The following is a 19,041-nucleotide window of genomic DNA, read 5'->3' as shown; positions in this document are numbered from 1 at the left end:
ATGAAACGAGTGTTGTTATGAATCCCATCAAAGTAGGTCTGTTAGGTGTCGGCAACGTTGGCGCCGGTACGTTCAACGTGTTGCGCCGCAACCAGGAAGAAATCCGCCGCCGCGCCGGCCGCGGGATTGAAGTGGTGGCCGTCTCGGCCCGCAACCTGGAACGGGCCAAGGAGCGCACCGGCGGCCAGGTCAAGGTGGTGGCTGATCCATTCGACATCGTCAACGATCCGGAAATCGACATCGTCGTCGAGCTGATCGGCGGCTACGACACGGCCAAGGCGCTGGTGATGCAAGCGATCGCCAACGGCAAGCACGTGGTCACGGCCAACAAGGCCTTGCTGGCCGTGCACGGCAACGAGATCTTCGCCGCCGCCCAGGACAAAGGCGTGATGGTGGCGTTCGAGGCGGCCGTGGCCGGCGGCATCCCCATCATCAAGGCGCTGCGCGAAGGCTTGACGGCCAACCGCATCGACTGGCTGGCCGGCATCATCAACGGCACCACCAACTTCATCCTGTCCGAGATGCGCGACAAGGGCCTGGACTTCGCCACCGTGCTCAAGCAGGCGCAGGAACTGGGCTACGCGGAAGCCGACCCCACTTTCGACATCGAAGGCGTGGACGCGGCGCACAAGGCCACCATCCTGGCCGCGATCGCGTTCGGCATTCCGGTGCAGTTCGACAAGGCGTACGTGGAAGGCATCTCCAAGCTGAACGCCGTCGACATCCGCTACGCCGAGCAACTGGGTTACCGCATCAAGCTGCTGGGCATCGCCAAGCGCGCCAAGGTCAACGGCACGGAAGGCGTGGAGCTGCGCGTGCACCCGACCCTGATCCCGGCCAAGCGCCTGATCGCCAACGTGGAAGGCGCCATGAACGCGGTGCTGGTGCAGGGCGACGCCGTGGGCGCCACGCTGTACTACGGCAAGGGCGCCGGCGCCGAGCCGACCGCGTCGGCCGTGATCGCCGACCTGGTCGACATCACCCGCCTGGCCACGGCCGATCCGGAACACCGCGTGCCGCACCTGGCGTTCCAGCCCAACGAGATGACCGACATCGAGATCCTGCCGATGTCCGAGATCACCACCAGCTATTACCTGCGCATGAACGTGGCCGACCAGCCCGGCGTGCTGGCCGACCTGACCCGTATCCTGGCCGACGCCACCATCTCGATCGACGCCATGCTGCAGAAGGAACCGGCCGAAGGCGAGATCCGCACCGACATCATCATCCTGACCCACCAGACCCAGGAAAAGAACGTGGAAGCGGCCATCGCCAAGATGGAAGGCCTGGCCAGCGTGTTCGGCAGCGTGACCAAGATCCGCCTGGAAAACCTGAGCTAAACACCCAGCCCGCCCGCGCGGCGACGAGGCCAGCCCCCGGCAACGGGCGCTGGCCTCTTTTTTTTTTCGCCGTAAAACGACAGCATGCGCGGGCCATCGATGCGGCGGTGGCGCAACGCCTTTCATAGCGGTACAGTGATAGCGACTATTGCCGTCCAGCTACCCAGGATGGCGTGCGTCGTGGGCGGCCGGGCGGGGCTTGTGGTGGGCGCCTGGACGGCGGGATGGGGCACTGTTCCCGCTGCATACAGTTCGTTGCAATGTGGAATGGAAATCGATTACGCTGGATTCATCGTGGCCGGCGCGTCGCTCGTGCGGCCAGCGCGGCATGCGCAGTCATCAGGTCGCCGTCAGAGCGCCAATTCACATTCCGGGGGGAGAGCACATGTCTGAATTCCTACGCCGCCTGTCGATCCAGCAAAAGCTGATGTCGAGCATGGCACTTTGCCTGCTGTTGTTCCTGGCGCTGTCGGCCACGCTCAGTGTGGTCATGACGGGCAACACTATCCGCGCGCGCGTGGTGGAGCAGGAGTTGCCGGCCGTGGTGGGCGAGATCCGCAACGACATCCTGCGCCAGATCGGCGAACCGGTCGCGTCGGCGCTGGCCATCAGCGCCAACACTTTCCTGCTGGACTGGGAGAAGGCCGGCCTGCCCGAGAGCGGCGACGCGGCCTGGATCGCCTATGCGCAAAGCGCGAAAAAAGTCAGCAAGGCGGCGTCCGTGTCCTGGGTCTCGGCCGCCACCGGCAAGTATTATGACGAGACGGGTTTCCGCCGCACGGTCGACAAGAACGCGCCATCGGATCAGTGGTTCTACGGCTTTCTCGCCAGCGGCAAGCCCTATACGCTGAACCTGGACAAGGAACAGGGCAGCACCACTTATAACGTGTTCATCAACACCCGCTTCGACGCCGGCGACGGCAAGATCGGCGTGGGCAGCCTCGGGCTGTCGGTGGACAAGCTGGCCGAGACCATCCGCAACGACAAGATCGGCGCGTCGGGCTTCGTCTACCTGGTGCGGCCCAACGGCATGCTGCTCGTGCACCGCGATCCGCAACTGGCCGACAGCAAGCATTTCATGAAGGATTTGCCCGGCTTTGGCGAGGAGCTGAGCGGCAAGCTGCTGGGCGGCCAGCCATTCGCCACGGCCAGTTACAGCGCGCCGGACGGCAAGCGCATCGTCGCCTCGTCGTTCGTGCCGGAACTGAATATGTACGTGATCGCGGAAGTGCCCGAGCACGAAGTGCTGGGCCAGGTGACCCGTTCCGTATTGCTGGCGGCGCTGGTGGGCGGCCTGGTGGGCGGCGGCATCGGCCTGTTCATCATCTACCTGGTGAGCCGCGCCATGGCCGCGCCGGTGGCGCGCGCGGCGCAGATGCTGGGCCAGATCGCCGACGGCAATGGCGACCTGTCGCGCCGCATGACGGTGGAGTCGGGCGACGAGATCGGCTTGCTGGCCGACGCCTTCAACCGTTTCGTGTCCTCGCTCAATCACACCATACGGGAAGTACGCAACAGCACGGAAACCATGGCCCTCGCATCGCGCGAGATCGCCAGCGGCAACCTGGATCTGTCGGCCCGCACGGAAGGGCAGGCCTCCAGCCTGGAGCAGACGGCGTCCGCGATGGAGCAGTTGACGGCCACCGTGACCCAGAACGCCGACAGCGCGCGCCATGCCAATGAATTGGTGCAGTCGGCGTCCGGCTACGCCACCCAGGGGGGCGCGGTGGTGGGCCGGGTGGTGGAGACGATGGCCTCGATCAAGGACAGTTCGCGCAAGATCGTCGACATCATCGGCGTGATCGATGGCATCGCGTTCCAGACCAACATCCTGGCCTTGAACGCGGCGGTGGAGGCGGCGCGCGCCGGTGAGCAGGGGCGCGGCTTCGCGGTGGTGGCGTCGGAAGTGCGCAACCTGGCCCAGCGCAGCGCGGCGGCGGCCAAGGAGATCAAGGAGCTGATCGGCGACTCCGTCGCCAAAGTCGACGCCGGCGGCGCGCTGGTGGACGAGGCGGGCGCCACCATGGCCAGGATCGTCGCCTCGGTCGGGCAGGTGACCAGCATCATGGGCGAGATCGTGTCGGCCAGCCACGAGCAGAGCGACGGCATCGCCCAGGTCAACCTGGCCGTCACGGAAATCGACAGCACCACGCAGCAGAACGCGGCGCTGGTGGAGCAAGCGGCGGCGGCCGCCGCCTCGCTGCAGGAACAGGCGGCCAATCTGGCGGCCGTGGTCAGCGTGTTCAAGCTCGACGAGCGGGATTGATGGGATAGCGGCGGATGGGCATCGGGCAAGTGTCGCCACGCCGCCGTAATCCGCCGCTCACGGTCACTGCGCGCTGATCTTGCGGATCAAGTTGCTGCCTGAATCGGAGACGTAGACGTTGCCGGCGCCGTCCACCGCCACGCCGGCCGGATCGCGGAAGCTGGCCGCGGTTCCGGTGCCATTGACACTCTGGTCGCTGGCGTTGCCGGCGATCGTCGTCACCACGCCTGCGGCGCTGATCTTGCGGATCAAATTGTTGCCGGAATCGGCCACGTAGATATTGCCCGACGCGTCCATGGCGATGCCATTGGGCGCGGAAAATGTCGCCGCGGTTCCCGTGCCATTGACCCTGCCACTCTTGGCGTAAAGGTCGCCGGCGACTGAGGTGACCATGCCGTCGGCCGAAATCTTGCGTATCGAATTGTTGCGATTATCCGCCACATAGACGTTGCCCGAGGCGTCCGCGCGCACGCTGGCGGGCAGGTTGAACGATGCGGTCGCGGCCGGACCGTTGCCGTAATAGGGCATGGCTGGGCTGCCGATGCCGGCGTAGGTCGACACCAACCCCGCCGGGCTGACCTTGCGGATCAGGTAGTTGTCGACGTCGGCGACATAGAGATTGCCGGCGGAGTCGAGCGTGACGTCGCCAGGAAATGCGAAGCTGGCGGACATGGCGGCGCCATTTGCGCTGTTATGGCTGCCATCGCCGGCCAGTGTCGTGACCAGGCCGGCCGGCGTGATCTTTCTGATCAGGTTGTTGCGGAAATCGGCCACGTAGACATTGCCCGTGGCGTCGACGGCAACGCCCGATGGGTTGTTGAAACTGGCCGCCGCCCCCATGCCATTGGCGTTGCCGGGCGTGCCGCTCCCGGCCAGCGTCGAGACGTTGCCATCGGGCGTGATCTTGCGGATCGTGTGATTGCCGGTGTCGGCCACATACAGGTTGCCGGCGGCATCGACGGCGATATGCCCCGGACCATTAAAACTGGCGGCGGCACCAGCCCCATCGGCGTGACCCGGCGTGCCGCTGCCGGCGAACGTGGTGACGACGGCGACGGCCGGACGGCATGAGACGGCGATGTTGATCGCGTTGACGTCGCTTGCCGTGCCCGTGCCGCCGCTCAGCGCGCAAATATCCGTGAATCCCGGCGGTTGACTGGCAATGCTCACGTTGTAGGCGCCGCCGCGGGCCATTGCGGTCGGGAAGGCGACGCTGGTGGCGTTGGCGGGCACGGTCACCTTGTCCGTGCCATTCGATAGCACCAGGCCCGCGGCCGTTAAATTGCTGACGCTGGCGCTTAAGGTGACGGTGCCCGGCGCAGCCGGTTGACTCCCGCCGCCACAAGCGGCCAGGAGCGCGCAAACGAGCATGGCGAGGCGGGTGGCGACTGCATTGCTTTTCATGTTGGCCTTCAGGGCTGGCAGACGATCGCTGAGAAATGCAATCATGACACAAAATTAATAATATGGCAATTTTCGGCGGCCGTCCTACCGCACGGGAAATGCCACCCGCACCAGCAAGCCGTGCGGCCCGGCCGCGTCGGCCAGTGTGATGCTGGCGCCATGCAGGGCCGCGATGTCGCGCACGATGGCCAGGCCCAGGCCGGCGCCGCCGGGGTTGCGCTCCATCGTGGCCGAGGCCCGGTAGAACGGGGAGAACACTTTTTCCCGCTCGGCGGCGGCGATGCCGGGGCCGCTGTCTTCCACTTCCAGCGTGGCGCCGTGTTCATTTTCCGTCACCCGCAGCACCACCGTGCCGCCCGGCGGCGAATAGCGCAGCGCGTTGTCCACCAGGTTGGCCACCAGTTCGTGCAGCAACAACGGTTGGCCTTGCACCATGGCCGGCTGCTCGCCTTCCAACGATAAGTCGATCTGCTTGGTCACGGCGGCGATCGCCAGTTCCAGTCCCACCTGGCGCGCCACGTCGCGCAACGACACGGGCGCCAGCGCCGCATGGTCGCCACCCTGGCCGCCATGCTCGATGCGCGCCAACGTGAGCAAGCGGTTGGCCAGGTTGACGGTGGAATCGGTGGTGGCGGCGATGCTGCGCACGATGTCGCGCAGGGCCGCTTTCATCTGCGCCGGATCGGCTTGGGGGCGGTCGCATTCGCGCAGTGCCAGTTCGGCCTGGGTCTTGAGCACCGTGAGCGGGGTGCGCAGCTGGTGCGAGGCGTCGGCGATGAAGCGGCGCTGGTTGGCGATCAGGCTTTGCAGGCGCGCCATCGAGGTGTTCATGGCGGCCACCAGCGGCCGCACTTCCTTGTGCACCAAGGCCGGGTCCACGTCCGACAGGTCGTTCAGGCTGCGCGTTTCCACTTCCAGTTTCAGGCGCATCAGGGGCTGCAGCACCAGCCGCACGGCGAACCACACCAGCAGCGCCAGCGCCAGCAGCAGGCCCGCTTGCCACAGCAGGGTGTCGAACAGGATCTGGTTCGACAGGCCGCGCCGCGCGTCCAGCGTTTCGCCCACCTGGATCAGGGCGATGCCGCGCATGGAGTCGTCGTACACGGGCTGCAGCAGCGCGGCGATGCGTACCGGCTGGCCGTTGTAGGTGGCGTGATAGAAGCGCACCAGCGCCGGATAGGCTTGCGAGCGCGGCACGTTGGCCGGCACCGGCGGCAGGTCGTCGTAGCCGGACACGGTTTCGCCGTGGATGCCGGTCACCTTGTAGTAGATGCGGCCCAGGGTGTCCGTCTCGAAGCTGTCGAGCGCCACGTAGGGGACGTCGGCCACCACCTTGCCGTCGACGACGTGCACTCGCTCGGCCAGCGCCCGGGTGGAGGCCAGCAGCGAGCGGTCGTAGGCCATGTCGGCCGCGTCGAGCGCGTTGCGGTAGACGGAGATGGCGTTCAGGATCACCAGCACGATCAGCGGCACCAGCAACCAGCGCAGCAGCTGGCCGCGCAGGCTGCCCAGCGGCGCGCCCTGGCCGGTCCGGCGCCGCAGCGCGGCCAGGCGGGACGGGCGCGCCGTCATTTAGCCGCCGACGGCGCTGCGCGGTTGCAGCAGGTAGCCGATGCCGCGCAACGTGGTGATCATGGCGGCGTCGGGCGCGCCGTTGTCGAGCTTTTTGCGGACCCGGTGGATGTACAGTTCGATCGCGTCCAGGTTGGCGTCGTCGTCCAGCGCGAACACTTCGTCGAACAGCTTTTCCTTGGAGACGGCGCGGCCGGAGCGGGAAATCAGTGCCTCCAGCACGGCGTGCTCGCGCGGCGTCAGGGCCAGCGTCGCGCCGCCATAGCTGAAGCAGCGCGTCACCGTGTCGAAACTGAGGCTGCCGCAGTGGTGCACCAGCGCCTCGTTGCCCACGCTGCGGCGCAGCAGGGCGCGCACCCGCGCCTCCAGCTCGGCCAGCTCGAACGGCTTGGCCAGGTAATCGTCGGCGCCCTGGTTCAGGCCCTGCACCCGGTCATCGAGGCCGCCGCGGGCCGTCAGGATCAGCACCGGGGTCTGGCCGCGCGGCGCGGCGCGGGTGCGCAGGCGCTTGAGCACTTCCAGCCCGTCCATGCGCGGCAGGGTCAGGTCCAGGATCACCAGCGCGTAGTCCTGGGTGTGCAGCAGGGCGTCGGCGTCGGCGCCGTTATCGGCGCATTCGACCGTCAGATGGGCGTCGCGCAGGGCCTTGGACAGCCAGCGTGACAGCTCGGTGTGGTCTTCAACTAACAAAATGCGCATAAATCTTGCCAATCCAGTCAAAAAAGTTCAGTGTCAGACCTGCATGATAGCCCCGGTGGCCGGTTCGGGTGGCGGCGGTGGCGCTTTGTGGTGCATGGGAGACAGGGGAACCCCTACCTGTCTGGACTGAAAGGCAAATGAAAGGAAGCGAATTTTATAGTGGAAGCCTGATTTCCGATCAGGTGCTTCATTGATAACAATCTCAAAACTACATTTTCCGGAGACGCATATGAAAAAATCCTCTTTGTCCCTCGCCATCCTGGCCTTGTTGGGCGCCGCCGGCGGCGCACACGCGCAATCGAACGTGCAGGTGTATGGTTTGCTGGACATGGGTGTGGATTACGCCAGCGACGCCAAGGCGGGCGGCGGCGCGATGACCCGCGTGACCTCGGGCGGCATGAACACTTCGCGCTGGGGCCTGCGCGGCACGGAAGACCTGGGCGGCGGCCTGAAAGCCGTGTTCAACCTGGAAGGCGGCATCCTGATGGATACCGGCGCCCAGGACGGCGTGCTGTTCAAGCGCCAGGCCAACGTGGGCCTGGAAGGCAACTTCGGCCGCGTGGTGCTGGGCCGCTCGTTCACCAGCGTGTACGACTTCGTGCTGCCGTTCGATCCGATGGGCTTCGCACCCTTGTATTCGTGGGCCACCTCCGGTCCGGCCACCGGCCCCAGCAAGTACGGTTTCACCACCGCCTTCGATAACCTGATCAAGTATTCGGTCACGGCCGGCGACTTCAAGTTCGGCGCCTCCTATGGCGCGGGCGAGCAAAGCACGGGCGCCAGCGACAGCGCCAAGTTCGCCACCGCCGTCACCTACGGCGCCGGTCCGGTGAACCTGTTGGCGACCTGGGAGCGCGTCAACGGCAACCTGGTGGCTGCCACCGGCAACCGCGACAAGAACACGGTCTGGCACCTGGGCGCCAGTTACGAGAACGGCCCCATGAAAGTGGTGGGCGTGGTGCGCGACTACAAGCTGGTGGCGGGCAAGGCGCTGACGGCCGACGTGGACGCCACCACCTACTGGGGCGGCATCAACTACAAGACCGACGCCGTGACCACGCTGACGGGCGCGATCTACCACGTCAACGTCAAGAACGTGGCCGCCGGCAAGGACGCCGATCCGACCCTGTATGTGGCGCGCTACCGCTATGCGCTCTCCAAGCGCACCGACCTGTATGTGGCGGCCGCCTACGCCAAGGCCAAGAACGGCCAGCTGACCGGCCTGTCGCGTGACGACGCCGGCTTCGCCGACACCCAGCGCGGCTTCATGACGGGCATGCAGCACCGCTTCTGATCGGCTGCGATCAGGGCGCGTCCGGGCTGGCATTTATTTTCAAATCAGCCCGGACGCTGAAAGCGCTTTGAAAGCTGGCGCGACCTACACTCTCTACATCGATGAAAAAAATATTGCTGGCATGGCTGGCCGTCCTGATGGCCGGCACGGCGGCGCAGGCGGCGGGCAAGGAATGCATCGTGCCCTCCAAGCCGGGCGGCGCGATGGACCTGACCTGCAAGCTGGCGCAAAAGGGCTTGCAGACCTTGCCGGAGCAGGGCGGCGCGCCGATGCGGATCAGCTACCTGCCCGGTGGCATCGGCGCCGTGGCCTGGCATGCGCTGGTATCGCAGCGGCGCGCGGAGCCGGACACGCTGGTGGCCTTTTCGGGCGGTTCGCTGCTCAATCTGGCGCAAGGCAAGTTCGGCAAGGCCAAGGCGGACGATGTGCGCTGGGTGGCGGCACTGGGCGCGGACTACGGCATGATCGCGGTGCGCGCCGATTCGCCCTACCACACGCTGGGCGAGCTGGTGACGGCGTTCAAGCGCCACCCGGAGCAGGTGCTGGTTGGCGTGAGCGGTACCATCGGCAGCCAGGATTGGTTGAAGATCGCGCTGGTGGTAAAGGCGGCCGGCCTCGATCCGAAAGTGCTGCGCTTCGTGGCGCTGGAGGGCGGCGGTGAAGCCTTCACGGCGCTGCATGCGGGCTTTGTGCAGGTGGTGTCGGGCGATGCGTCGGAAGCGACACTGTATTCGGCCGGCGGCAGCACCCGGGTGCTGGCCGTGCTGTCCGAGCAGCGTTTGCCGGGCGTGCTGGCCGCGATACCGACGGCGCGCGAGCAGGGGTATGACGTGGTGTGGCCCGTGATCCGCGGCGTGTGGATGGGGCCGCAGGTGCCGGAGGCCGATTATCGCAAGTGGGTGAGCGATTTCGACCGGGTGCTGGCCAGCCCGCGGTTCGCGCAGATCCGCGCCAGCTACGGCCTGTATCCGTTCAGTCTGACGGGGCCGGCGCTGACGGCCTATGTCAGGAAGGCGGTCGAGGATTATGGCAAGCGCGCCAGCGAACTGGGTCTGGTGCGCTAGCCGACAGCGGTAAAGCAGTAAGGCAGTAACGCAATACAAAAAATATAGCCGTACATAACCGATGGAGACAAACATGATGTTGAAAACCACTTTGGCCGCCGCAGTGGCCACCACCTTGGCCACCGCATTCGCCACGGCCGCCCTGGCCCAGGTGCCGACCGGCTACCCGGCCGACTACCAGAAACTCGTGGACGGCGCCAAGAAGGAAGGCAAGCTGGTGATCTACGGCGCCACCGACAGCAAGGCCACCCAGCCGCTGATCAAGGACTTCAACACGCTCTACCCCGGCATCACCATCGAATACAACGACATGAATTCGACCGAGGTGTACAACCGCTTCATCTCCGAAGTGGCGGCCGGCGGCAACACGGCCGATGTGATGTGGTCCTCGGCCATGGACTTGCAGATGCGCCTGGCCTCGGACGGCTACGCGCTCAAGTACAAATCGGTGGAAGTGTCCAAGATCCCCGGCTGGGCCGTGTGGGACGACCAGGCCTACGGCACCACGTTCGAGCCGGCCGCCATTGTCTACAACAAGCGCCTGGTGGACGCCAAGGAAGTGCCGCAGAATCACGCCGACTTCGCCAAACTGATCCAGCAGCCCAAGTTCAAGGACAAGGTCACCACCTACGACATCGAGAAATCGGGCGTCGGTTTCATGTTCATGACGCAGGATGCGCGCGAGCTGGGCACCAAGTTCCCCGAGCTGGAAAACGCGTTCGGCGTGGCCAAGGTACGGGTGCAATCGTCCACCGGCACCATGATGGAGCGCATCTCGTCGGGTGAGAACCTGATCGGCTACAACGTGCTCGGTTCCTACGCGCTGGTGCGTGCCAAGGCGGACCCGTCGATCGGCGTGATGCTGCCCAAGGATTACACGCTGATCCTGTCGCGCGTGCTGTTCATCAACAAGGGCGCCAAGAACGTCAACGCCGCCAAGCTGTGGCTGGACTACATGCTGTCGCACCGCGGCCAGACCATCATCGCCAACGACTCGCGCCTGTACGCGATCCGCGCCGACGTCACGGGCGAAACCACTTCCGCTGACCTGATCAAGCAGATCGGCAAGGACAACGTCAAGCCGGTGCCGGTGCACCCCATCGTGCTGCAATTCCTCGGCCCGGCCAAGCGCATGGCCTTCCTGAAGCAGTGGAAAGAATCGGCCGGCAAGAAGTAAGAGGCCGCTTCAAAAAGCCCGTGGCGTCGTTGTGGCGCTTCGCCGTGCAGGTGCACTGTCTTCGTCGCCACGCCTCGCCACGGTCATTTTGAAGCAACCTCCAGCGGTCCGCCGCCGGCGCGTGCCGGCGGCAGCATCACTCCTCCGTTCAAACTCGCGACGGCGCCAGCACGCGCCGCGCTTGAAGGTATCCTCACATGCAAACGATGACTATTCCCGGCTCCGGCCGGCGCAGCCTGAACTGGCCGCGCGGCGTGGTGGTGGCGCTGACCGCGCTCGCCATCTTCCTGCCGCTGTTCCTGATTTTTTACCAAAGCTTCCTGTCGGCGCCGTTCTTCATGCCGGCCAAGGAGCTGGGCCTGGACGCTTACCGCTTCATTTTCGACGATCCTGATTTCATCGTCGCGTTCAAGAATGGCCTGATCCTGGCCACCGGCCTGGCCGTGATCGCCGTGCCGCTGGGCGGCATGCTGGCCTTCCTGATGATCCGCACCGACCTGCCGGGCCGTGGCTGGATCGCGCCCATGCTGCTGGTGCCGATCTTCGTGTCGCCGATGGTGATGGGCTTCGGCTACGTGGTGTCCATGGGGCCGGTGGGCTTCTACTCCACCTGGGCCAAGGACCTGCTGGGCTTCATCCCCTGGAATATCTATTCGTTCACCAGCATCGTGGTGATCGCCGGCCTGACCCACGTGCCGCACGTCTACCTGTACGCCTCGTCGGCCCTGAAAAGCCTGGGTTCGGACGTGGAAGAAGCGGCCCGCGTGGCCGGCGCCTCGCCGGTGCAGGTGATGCTCAACGTGTCGCTGCCGATGATCATGCCGGCGCTGGCCTATGCGGCCGTGCTGGTGTTCTTCCTCGGCTTCGAAGTGTTCGGCCTGGTGCTGGTGCTGGGCGACCCGGAAGGCCACCTGGTGCTGGCCACCTATTTGTACAAGCTGACCAACAAACTGGGCACGCCGTCCTACCACCTGATGGCCGCCGTGGCCGTGTGCCTGGTGATGGTGACCATGCCCCTGGTGATGCTGCAACGCTGGCTGCTCAAGTCGGCCAACAAATACGTGTCGATCAAGGGCAAGGGCGCGCGCACCAAGTCCATGCCGCTGGGCCGCTGGAAATGGCTGGCCTTCGCGCTGATCGCCGCCTGGCTGCTGTTCACCATCGTGATGCCGATCTCGGGCATCGTGCTGCGCTCGTTCGTGCAGTACTGGGGCGAGGGCGTGCGCCTGGCCGACGTGCTGACGCTGGACCACTTCCGCGAAATCCTGGAGCAGCCGTCGCTGATGCGCGGCATCCTCAACACCATCCTGATCGGCGTGGTGGGTGGCGGCCTGGCCGTGATCTGCTATAGCGGCATCGCGCTGGCCATGCACCGCAAGCCGGACGGCATCACCCGCCTGCTCGACTACAGCGTGCTGGTGCCGCGCGCCATTCCCGGCCTGCTGGCGGGCCTGTCGTTCCTGTGGGTGTTCCTGTTCGTGCCCAGCTGGCTGGACGGCATCCTGAAAGGCATGGACAACGGCGCCGCCCTGTGGCTGAGCGAACATGCGATCCCCGTACTGCGTTCACTGCGCTCGACCATCTTCGCCCTGTGGCTGGCCTATTCCGTGGTGTGGCTGGCATATGGCATGCGTTTGATTTCGACGGCGCTGCTGCAGGTGGGCCCGGAACTGGAAGAAGCGGCGCGCGCCGTGGGCGCCCGCCGCGGCCAGGTGACGCGCGACGTGACGCTGCCCCTGATCAAATACGGCATGCTGGGCGCCTGGCTGATGGTGTTCCTGATCTTCGAGCGCGAATACTCGACCGGCGTGTATCTGCTCTCGCCCGGCACCGAGGTGATCGGCGCCATGCTGGTGTCGCTGTGGGCCGGCGGTTCGACCGACCTGGTGGCGGCCCTGTCCTTCATTAACATCTCCCTGGTCGCCATCGGCCTGGGTGTCGCACTGCGCTTTGGCGTCAAACTGCATAACTAAAATAGAACCTAGCCATGAAACGAGACCTGATCATGAATGAACTGAGCGTCAACGAACTGCACCTGGACTATGGCAGCGGCGCCCACGCCAATCCCATCCTCAAGGGCGTGTCCATGCATCTGCAAAAAGGCGAAGTGGTGGCGCTGCTGGGGCCTTCGGGCAGCGGCAAGACCACGCTGCTGCGCGCCGTGGCGGGACTGGAAAGCCCCAAGCTGGGCACCATCGACATCGGCGAACGCCGCGTGTTCGACGGCGAACGCGCCTTCGAGATGCCGGCCGAGCAGCGCAACCTGGGCCTGGTGTTCCAGTCCTACGCGCTGTGGCCGCACAAGACCGTGTTCGACAACGTGGCCTATGGCCTCAAGCTGCGCAAGATGGGCACGTCCGACATCGCCGAACGGGTCAACGAAGTGCTCAAGCAACTGGGCCTGGGCCATCTGGGCGCGCGCTTCCCGCACCAGCTGTCCGGCGGCCAGCAGCAGCGCGTGGCCATCGCCCGCGCGCTGGTGTACAACCCACCCGTGATTTTGCTGGACGAACCGCTGTCCAACCTGGACGCCAAGCTGCGCGAGGAGGCGCGCGCCTTCCTGCGCGAGCTGATCGTGCGCCTGGGCCTGTCGGCGCTGATGGTGACCCACGACCAGGCCGAGGCCATGGCGATCTCCGACCGCATCCTGCTGCTCAACAACGGCAAGATCGAACAGCAGGGCACGCCGCAAAGCATGTACGAGACGCCCGATACCCTGTTCACGGCTGAATTCATGGGCAGTAACAACCGCCTGCCGGGCCGCATCGTGCAGCGCAACGGCAGCCACGTGCAGCTGGACGTGAACGGCACCACGCTGCAGGCGACGGCGCGCGGCGCCTCCACCGGCGCCGAGGGCAGCACCATCATCCGCGTCGAGGAAGTGCGGGTGAGTGCCACGCCGGTGGACAATGCGATCGAACTGCCGCTGCTGACCTGCATGTATCTGGGCGACCGCTTCGAGTGCCTGTTCAAGTCCGAGTCCGGCCCTGAGATCAGCCTGCGCGCCCACTCGCGCTACAAGCTGGAAGCGGGCCGCTACTGGCTGCAACTGCCGGCCGACAAGCTCTGGGTGTTCTAAACATGGCAGGGAGTCCCGCGGCATGAAGTGGTCCGGTAGCTTAGTCTGGTTCGATGGCGGCGGGACAGAAGTGAGGGCATGGCTGGCGGCGCTGCTGGTGTCGCTGGCTGGCGCGGCGCTGTGCCTGTGGCTCGATACGCCGCTGCCGTGGATGATAGGCCCGCTGTTCGCCACGGCCGCGCTGCGGCTGGCCGGGCGCGACCTGCGCACCCCCGTGCGGGCGCGCGAGGCGGGGCAGTGGGCCATCGGCACGGCGCTGGGCCTGTATTTCACGGCGCCCGTGCTGCTGGCCCTGTCGCGCTACGCGCCGTTGATCGCGCTGGCTGTGGCCTTCGCGCTGGCGCTGGGCTGGGGCAGCGGCTATTTGCTGCACAAGCTGGCCCGTACTGACCGTACCACCGCGTTTTTCGCCATGGCGGCCGGTGGCGCGTCCGAAATGGCGGTGCAGGGGGAGCGGCATGGCGCCAGCGTGGAGCGGGTGGCTGCCGCGCACAGCCTGCGCGTGATGCTGGTGGTGGCCGTGATTCCGTTCACGGTGCGCTGGTGGGGCAGCCATGGTCTGGCGCTGGGCGATGATGTGTACCTGCCCGGCGCGGCCGAGGTACATATGTGGGGCTTGCTGCTGCTGGTGGCGCTGACCAGCGCGGCGGCGCTGCTGTGCAAGCGCACCGGTATGCCCAACGCCTGGGTCATCGGCCCGCTGCTGGCGGCGATGGCGCTGACGGCGGGTGGCATCCACCTGAGCCGCTTGCCCGAATGGATGATCCGGGGCGGCCAGTTGTTCATCGGCGCCTCGCTGGGCTGCCGCTTCTCGCCCGCGTTCCTGCGCGCGGCACCCCGTTTCCTGGCCAGTGTGGCCGCCTGCAACGCGCTGGCGATGGCGCTGGCGGCCGGTTTTGGCTTGCTGCTGGCGCGCGGCGCCGGCATCCATCCCGGCACGGCGATTTTGGCCACCTCGCCGGGCGGCATCGCGGAAATGGCGCTGACAGCCAAGACCTTGCGGCTGGGCGTGCCCATTGTCACCGCGTTTCATGTGGCGCGCATGGTGGTGCTGGTGCTCACCATAGGCCCGTTATTCCGCTTGATCCGGGGGCTGGCGCGGCGCTAGCGAATATTGAAAAAAGAAAAGCCGGCGCGAGGCCGGCTTCGCGATCAGGCAAACCTGACGCGTGATTAGAACTTGAAGCGCACGCCCACGGACAGCATGTCGGCCTTGACGCTGTCGCCACCATCTTTTGCGACTTTGCCGAAGTTTTCGTATTCTGCGACGAAGCTGATCTTCATGTCCAGCGCGAACGATGCGCCGATGCCGATCATTGGGCTGGTCTGGTTCTCGGTGGTGCTGCCGCTGAAGCCTGGCTCCCATACTCTAAATTCCGTGTGGTTGAACGCCACGCCCAGTTTGCCGAACAGCGAAAATTGCTCGTTCAGTGGCAGGGTGCCGGTCGCGGCGACGTAGATGGCTGCTGGCTTGGACGAGTAGCCGTAGCCTGGTACGGATTTTTTCCTTAATGAGTGAGCCGGGCAGCAAGAGCAAAGGGCGCGAACGGCGCCGGTGTTGCTGTGCGGAAACTGAAATTTTACTGACTCATTGCAATGTATGCAATAGTTATTTTTGCCTAAGGAAACTTATTTTACTTGTTTGCAATTGTGACCATGTGCGGGCGCCAGAGGGGCGCCATGACGGGCACCCAATCATCCTCCCACCGCCATTGCGGACGGCCGCGCGCTGCTGTATGTTCTCTACCCATCCCCACCCATCCTGACCGGACATGAGCCAAGCCAACCAGTTTTCCCTGTTGTCGCAGCGCCGCTTTGCCCCGTTTTTCTGGACCCAGTTCCTGGGCGCGTTCAACGACAACCTGTTCAAGACGGCGCTGATGGTGATCCTCACCTATGATGCCTTGAGCTGGACCACGCTCAAGCCGTCGCTGCTGACCAACCTGATCCCCGGCCTGTTCATCCTGCCCTATGTGGTGTTGTCGGCCACGGCCGGACAGATGGCCGACAAGTTCGAGAAATCGGGCCTGACCCGTTTCGTCAAATGGCTGGAGCTGGGCATCATGTGCGTGGCCGCCATTGGCTGGATGCAGCACATCCTGTGGCTGCTGATCGCAGCCGTGGTGGGCATGGGCATCCACTCCACGCTGTTCGGCCCCGTCAAATATGCCTACCTGCCGCAGCACCTGAAGACGGAAGAACTCATCGGCGGCAATGGCGTGACGGAGATGGGCACCTTCGTCGGCATCCTGCTGGGCGAAGTGCTGGGCGCGGTGCTGGTGATGCAAAAGCCGGCCGGCTTGCTGTTGACGGCCGCCGGCACCGTGCTCACCGCCGTGCTGGGCCTGATCGCCAGCTACCGCATCCCGCACACGCCGGCGGCCGATCCCACGCTGCGCATCAACCTCAATGCGCTGACGGAATCGGTGCGCAACATCGGCTTCTCGCGCAAGAACCGGGTGGTGTTCCTGTCCATGCTGGGCAACTCGTGGTTCTGGTTCTACGGCGCGCTGGTGCTGGCCCAGTTCCCCGTGTACGCCAAGGATTACCTGCACGGCGACCATGGCGTGTTCGTGCTGCTGCTGACCATTTTTTCGCTCGGCGTGGGCGCCGGCTCGCTGTTGTGCGAACGGCTGTCGGGCCGCAAGGTGGAGCTGGGGCTGGTGCCGTTCGGTTCCATCGGCCTGACCCTGTTCGGCATCGATTTGTACCTGGCCAGCGTGGGCTTCTCCGCCACGGGCGGCCAGGTGGCAGCCACGCTGGTGCAGCAGGGCGGCGTGCGGCTGGGCGCGTTCGACTGGCTGGCGCTGCACGGCACGGTGCGCATCCTGGCCGACGTGCTGATGATCGGCATGTTCGGCGGCTTCTTCATCGTGCCCCTGTTCGCGTTGATCCAGGTGCGCTGCGAGCCGGGCCACCTGTCGCGCACCATCGCCGGCATGAACATCCTGAACGCGCTGTTCATGGTGGCGGCGGCCGGCGTGGCCATCGTGCTGCTGGGGCAGGGCTTGACGATACCGGAGCTGTTCCTGGCCACGGCGCTGATGAACGCGCTGGTGGCGCTCTACATCTTCTCGCTGGTGCCGGAATTCCTGATGCGCTTCCTGGCCTGGATGCTGATCCACACCGTCCACCGGGTCAAGTGCATTAACGCCGACCGCATTCCGGCCGAAGGGGCGGCGGTGCTGGTGTGTAACCATGTCAGCTACGTGGACGCGATCGTGATCGGCGCCGCCAGTCCGCGCCCGATCCGCTTCGTGATGGACCACCGCATCTTCAAGCTGCCGCTGCTGGGCTGGATCTTCCGCACGGCGCGCGCCATTCCCATCGCGCCGGCCAAGGAAGATCCGTGGCTGATGGAAAAGGCTTATGTGGATATCGCCCAGGCTTTGCATGAGGGCGACCTGGTGTGTATTTTTCCGGAAGGGAAGCTGACCAGCACGGGCGACATGAATGAATTCAAGGGGGGCATCGCCAAGATCGTGGCGCGCTCCCAGGTACCCGTGATCCCCATGGCGCTGCGCGGCCTGTGGGGCCACTTATTGAGCCGGGGCGCCCAGCCGGTGCTGGAACGCACCTTCCGCAAAGGCTTGCGTTCGCGCCTGGCGCTGGCTGTCGGCCAGCCGGTGGCGCCGCTGGAGGCCACGCCGGAATACCTGTATCAGCAAGTGCGCGAACTGCGCGGCGGCTGGAAATAAACCCAGGCCCGCGCCCATCCCAAACCCCAACCCCTCACCAGGCCCGCGCACCCATCCCCGTCCGCTTACCAGGCCCGCCCAACCTTTCCGGTTGCGCGGGCCTGGTGCTTTTTGGCCCGCCGTGCCCTCTGTCGCCGCCGTTCCGCACACATGCCGTTACAAATCGTTTCTTGACGACATTAGAATGATCGTTCATTCTATCAACTGGATTAATTGTTGAATTGGAAAAAGAACAATGAAAACCTTGCTTACCCAGCATGTACGCCGTCGTGCCGGCGCTGTTTTCCTGCTTAGCGCGAGTGGCCTGCTGGCCGCTTGCTCCCCATCCACGGCCGTAGCACCTCATGCGCAGGTGGCGGAAGTGGGCGTATTCACCGTCACGCCGCAGGCGCTGCCGATCACCACCGAACTGCCTGGCCGCACGGCCGCGTTCCAGGTGGCTGAGGTGCGGCCCCAGGTGAGCGGTATCGTCCAACAGCGCCGCTTTGTCGAAGGCGGCGACGTGGCGGTTGGCGCCGCCCTGTACCAGATCGACGCGGCCAGCTACCAGGCCGCCTACAACTCGGCCAAGGCGGCGCTGGCCAAGGCCCGCGCCAATTTGCTGACCAGCGGCCCGAAAGCGGCCCGCTACAAGGAGCTGGTGCAGATCGAAGGCGTGAGCCGCCAGGAACTCGATGACGCCGTGGCCGCCAATGAGCAGGCCAAGGCGGAAGTGGAATCGGCCAGCGCCGCGGTGGAGGCGGCGGCCATCAACCTCAAATACACGCGGGTGGAAGCGCCCATCAGTGGCCGCATCGGCCGCTCCACGGTGACGCCGGGCGCGCTGGTGACGGCCGGCCAGGCCGCCGCGCTCACCACCGTGCAGCAGCTCGATCCGATCTACGTGGACGTGACCCAGACCAGCACCGAGATGCTGCGCCTGAAACGCGCGCTGGAATCGGGCAGCTTGAAACAGTCGGGCGGCCAGGCCAAGGTGAGCCTGATCCTGGCCGACGGCAGCAAGTACGCGCAGGCGGGCAAGCTGCAGTTCGCCGACGCCAGCGTCGATCCCGGCACCGGCAACGTGACCTTGCGCGCGCTGTTCCCCAATCCTAAGCATGATCTGTTGCCCGGCATGTTCGTGCGCGCCGTGCTGGAAAACGGCGTGGACGAACAGGCCATCGCCGTGCCGCAGCAGGGCGTGTCGCGCAATCCCAAGGGCGAGGCGACGGCGTTGGTGCTGAACAAGGACGGCAAGGTGGAGCAGCGCATCATCGCCACCGGCGGCACGCTGGGCGACAAGTGGCTGGTCACGGCTGGCCTGAACGCCGGCGACCGCGTGATCGTGGAAGGCGTGCAGAAGGTCAAGCCGGGCGCGCCCGCCACCGTGGCCCCGGCGCCAGCGGCACCGGCCGCTGTGGCCGCGGGTGGCTCTGTGCCAGCCAACGCCAAGAGCGCGCACTAAGACG

14 protein-coding genes are annotated in these 19,041 nt (G+C 65.6%); 10 read left to right on the top strand and 4 right to left on the bottom strand.

What is annotated here, in order from left to right:
• Positions 1 to 17: 17 nt before the first annotated feature.
• The gene (locus tag H3H39_RS03880; protein ID WP_182152008.1) at positions 18 to 1,340 is read left to right on the top strand and encodes a homoserine dehydrogenase; all 1,323 of its coding nucleotides are present in this window, start codon (positions 18 to 20) and stop codon (positions 1,338 to 1,340) included.
• 385 nt (positions 1,341 to 1,725) lie between these two features.
• Positions 1,726 to 3,606, top strand: a complete 1,881-nt coding sequence (locus tag H3H39_RS03875; RefSeq protein WP_182152007.1) for a methyl-accepting chemotaxis protein — start codon at positions 1,726 to 1,728, stop codon at positions 3,604 to 3,606.
• Between the two features lie 63 nt (positions 3,607 to 3,669).
• Here H3H39_RS03875 and H3H39_RS03870 read toward each other — a convergent pair whose 3' ends face one another.
• The 3 genes from H3H39_RS03870 to H3H39_RS03860 form a co-directional block, all read right to left on the bottom strand.
• Positions 3,670 to 5,010 carry an NHL repeat-containing protein gene (locus H3H39_RS03870; protein ID WP_220461429.1) on the bottom strand — a complete coding sequence of 447 codons (1,341 nt, stop codon included), beginning with the start codon at positions 5,008 to 5,010 and terminating at the stop codon, positions 3,670 to 3,672.
• Positions 5,011 to 5,094: 84 nt separating this feature from the next.
• Positions 5,095 to 6,582: a sensor histidine kinase gene (locus H3H39_RS03865; protein ID WP_182152006.1), complete on the bottom strand. Its 1,488-nt coding sequence runs from the start codon at positions 6,580 to 6,582 to the stop codon at positions 5,095 to 5,097.
• Positions 6,583 to 7,281: a response regulator gene (locus H3H39_RS03860; RefSeq protein WP_182152005.1), complete on the bottom strand. Its 699-nt coding sequence runs from the start codon at positions 7,279 to 7,281 to the stop codon at positions 6,583 to 6,585.
• A 229-nt stretch (positions 7,282 to 7,510) separates the two neighbouring features.
• Between H3H39_RS03860 and H3H39_RS03855 the strand changes: the two genes are divergently transcribed.
• The 6 genes from H3H39_RS03855 (at position 7,511) to H3H39_RS03830 (ending at position 15,003) form a co-directional block, all read left to right on the top strand.
• Positions 7,511 to 8,575 (top strand): porin, encoded by a 1,065-nt coding sequence (locus H3H39_RS03855; RefSeq protein WP_182152004.1) that lies wholly within the window; start codon positions 7,511 to 7,513, stop codon positions 8,573 to 8,575.
• Positions 8,576 to 8,676: 101 nt separating this feature from the next.
• Entirely contained in the window at positions 8,677 to 9,639 is a 963-nt protein-coding gene (locus H3H39_RS03850; protein ID WP_182152003.1) for a Bug family tripartite tricarboxylate transporter substrate binding protein, read from the top strand.
• 73 nt (positions 9,640 to 9,712) lie between these two features.
• On the top strand, positions 9,713 to 10,816 hold the full coding sequence (locus H3H39_RS03845; protein ID WP_182152002.1) for an ABC transporter substrate-binding protein: 1,104 nt from the start codon (positions 9,713 to 9,715) through the stop codon (positions 10,814 to 10,816).
• Between the two features lie 197 nt (positions 10,817 to 11,013).
• Positions 11,014 to 12,789 (top strand): ABC transporter permease, encoded by a 1,776-nt coding sequence (locus H3H39_RS03840; RefSeq protein ID WP_182152001.1) that lies wholly within the window; start codon positions 11,014 to 11,016, stop codon positions 12,787 to 12,789.
• A gap of 32 nt (positions 12,790 to 12,821) precedes the next feature.
• Entirely contained in the window at positions 12,822 to 13,895 is a 1,074-nt protein-coding gene (locus H3H39_RS03835) for an ABC transporter ATP-binding protein (protein WP_182152523.1), read from the top strand.
• Positions 13,896 to 13,917: 22 nt separating this feature from the next.
• Positions 13,918 to 15,003: an AbrB family protein gene (locus H3H39_RS03830; RefSeq protein WP_182152000.1), complete on the top strand. Its 1,086-nt coding sequence runs from the start codon at positions 13,918 to 13,920 to the stop codon at positions 15,001 to 15,003.
• 65 nt (positions 15,004 to 15,068) lie between these two features.
• On the opposite strand, the gene H3H39_RS27590 is transcribed toward H3H39_RS03830, so the two are convergent.
• Positions 15,069 to 15,356: an outer membrane beta-barrel protein gene (locus tag H3H39_RS27590; RefSeq protein ID WP_311196864.1), complete on the bottom strand. Its 288-nt coding sequence runs from the start codon at positions 15,354 to 15,356 to the stop codon at positions 15,069 to 15,071.
• Positions 15,357 to 15,667: 311 nt separating this feature from the next.
• Here H3H39_RS27590 and H3H39_RS03820 point away from each other — a divergent pair, with 311 nt between their 5' ends.
• Positions 15,668 to 17,593 (top strand): MFS transporter, encoded by a 1,926-nt coding sequence (locus H3H39_RS03820; protein ID WP_182151999.1) that lies wholly within the window; start codon positions 15,668 to 15,670, stop codon positions 17,591 to 17,593.
• 235 nt (positions 17,594 to 17,828) lie between these two features.
• The gene (locus tag H3H39_RS03815; protein ID WP_182151998.1) at positions 17,829 to 19,037 is read left to right on the top strand and encodes an efflux RND transporter periplasmic adaptor subunit; all 1,209 of its coding nucleotides are present in this window, start codon (positions 17,829 to 17,831) and stop codon (positions 19,035 to 19,037) included.
• The last annotated feature ends 4 nt before the right edge of the window (positions 19,038 to 19,041 follow it).

The sequence above is a fragment of the Rugamonas apoptosis genome (genome assembly GCF_014042355.1).
Classification (GTDB): domain Bacteria; phylum Pseudomonadota; class Gammaproteobacteria; order Burkholderiales; family Burkholderiaceae_D; genus Rugamonas; species Rugamonas apoptosis.
The sequence above is the reverse complement of the archived record's forward strand: the minus strand, read 5'-3'. Positions and strand labels throughout refer to the sequence as shown.

Bases quoted from the DNA above. Each gene is read 5' to 3' on its own strand.
- H3H39_RS03855 (WP_182152004.1), top strand. From the start codon at position 7,511: ATGAAAAAATCCTCTTTGTCCCTCGCCATCCTGGCCTTGTTGGGCGCC.
- H3H39_RS03830 (WP_182152000.1), top strand. From the start codon at position 13,918: ATGAAGTGGTCCGGTAGCTTAGTCTGGTTCGATGGCGGCGGGACAGAA.
- H3H39_RS03875 (WP_182152007.1), top strand. From the start codon at position 1,726: ATGTCTGAATTCCTACGCCGCCTGTCGATCCAGCAAAAGCTGATGTCG.
- H3H39_RS03815 (WP_182151998.1), top strand. From the start codon at position 17,829: ATGAAAACCTTGCTTACCCAGCATGTACGCCGTCGTGCCGGCGCTGTT.
- H3H39_RS03845 (WP_182152002.1), top strand. From the start codon at position 9,713: ATGATGTTGAAAACCACTTTGGCCGCCGCAGTGGCCACCACCTTGGCC.
- H3H39_RS03840 (WP_182152001.1), top strand. From the start codon at position 11,014: ATGCAAACGATGACTATTCCCGGCTCCGGCCGGCGCAGCCTGAACTGG.
- H3H39_RS03850 (WP_182152003.1), top strand. From the start codon at position 8,677: ATGAAAAAAATATTGCTGGCATGGCTGGCCGTCCTGATGGCCGGCACG.
- H3H39_RS03880 (WP_182152008.1), top strand. From the start codon at position 18: ATGAATCCCATCAAAGTAGGTCTGTTAGGTGTCGGCAACGTTGGCGCC.
- H3H39_RS03860 (WP_182152005.1), bottom strand. From the start codon at position 7,281: ATGCGCATTTTGTTAGTTGAAGACCACACCGAGCTGTCACGCTGGCTG.
- H3H39_RS03820 (WP_182151999.1), top strand. From the start codon at position 15,668: ATGAGCCAAGCCAACCAGTTTTCCCTGTTGTCGCAGCGCCGCTTTGCC.
- H3H39_RS03865 (WP_182152006.1), bottom strand. From the start codon at position 6,582: ATGACGGCGCGCCCGTCCCGCCTGGCCGCGCTGCGGCGCCGGACCGGC.
- H3H39_RS03870 (WP_220461429.1), bottom strand. From the start codon at position 5,010: ATGAAAAGCAATGCAGTCGCCACCCGCCTCGCCATGCTCGTTTGCGCG.
- H3H39_RS03835 (WP_182152523.1), top strand. From the start codon at position 12,822: ATGAATGAACTGAGCGTCAACGAACTGCACCTGGACTATGGCAGCGGC.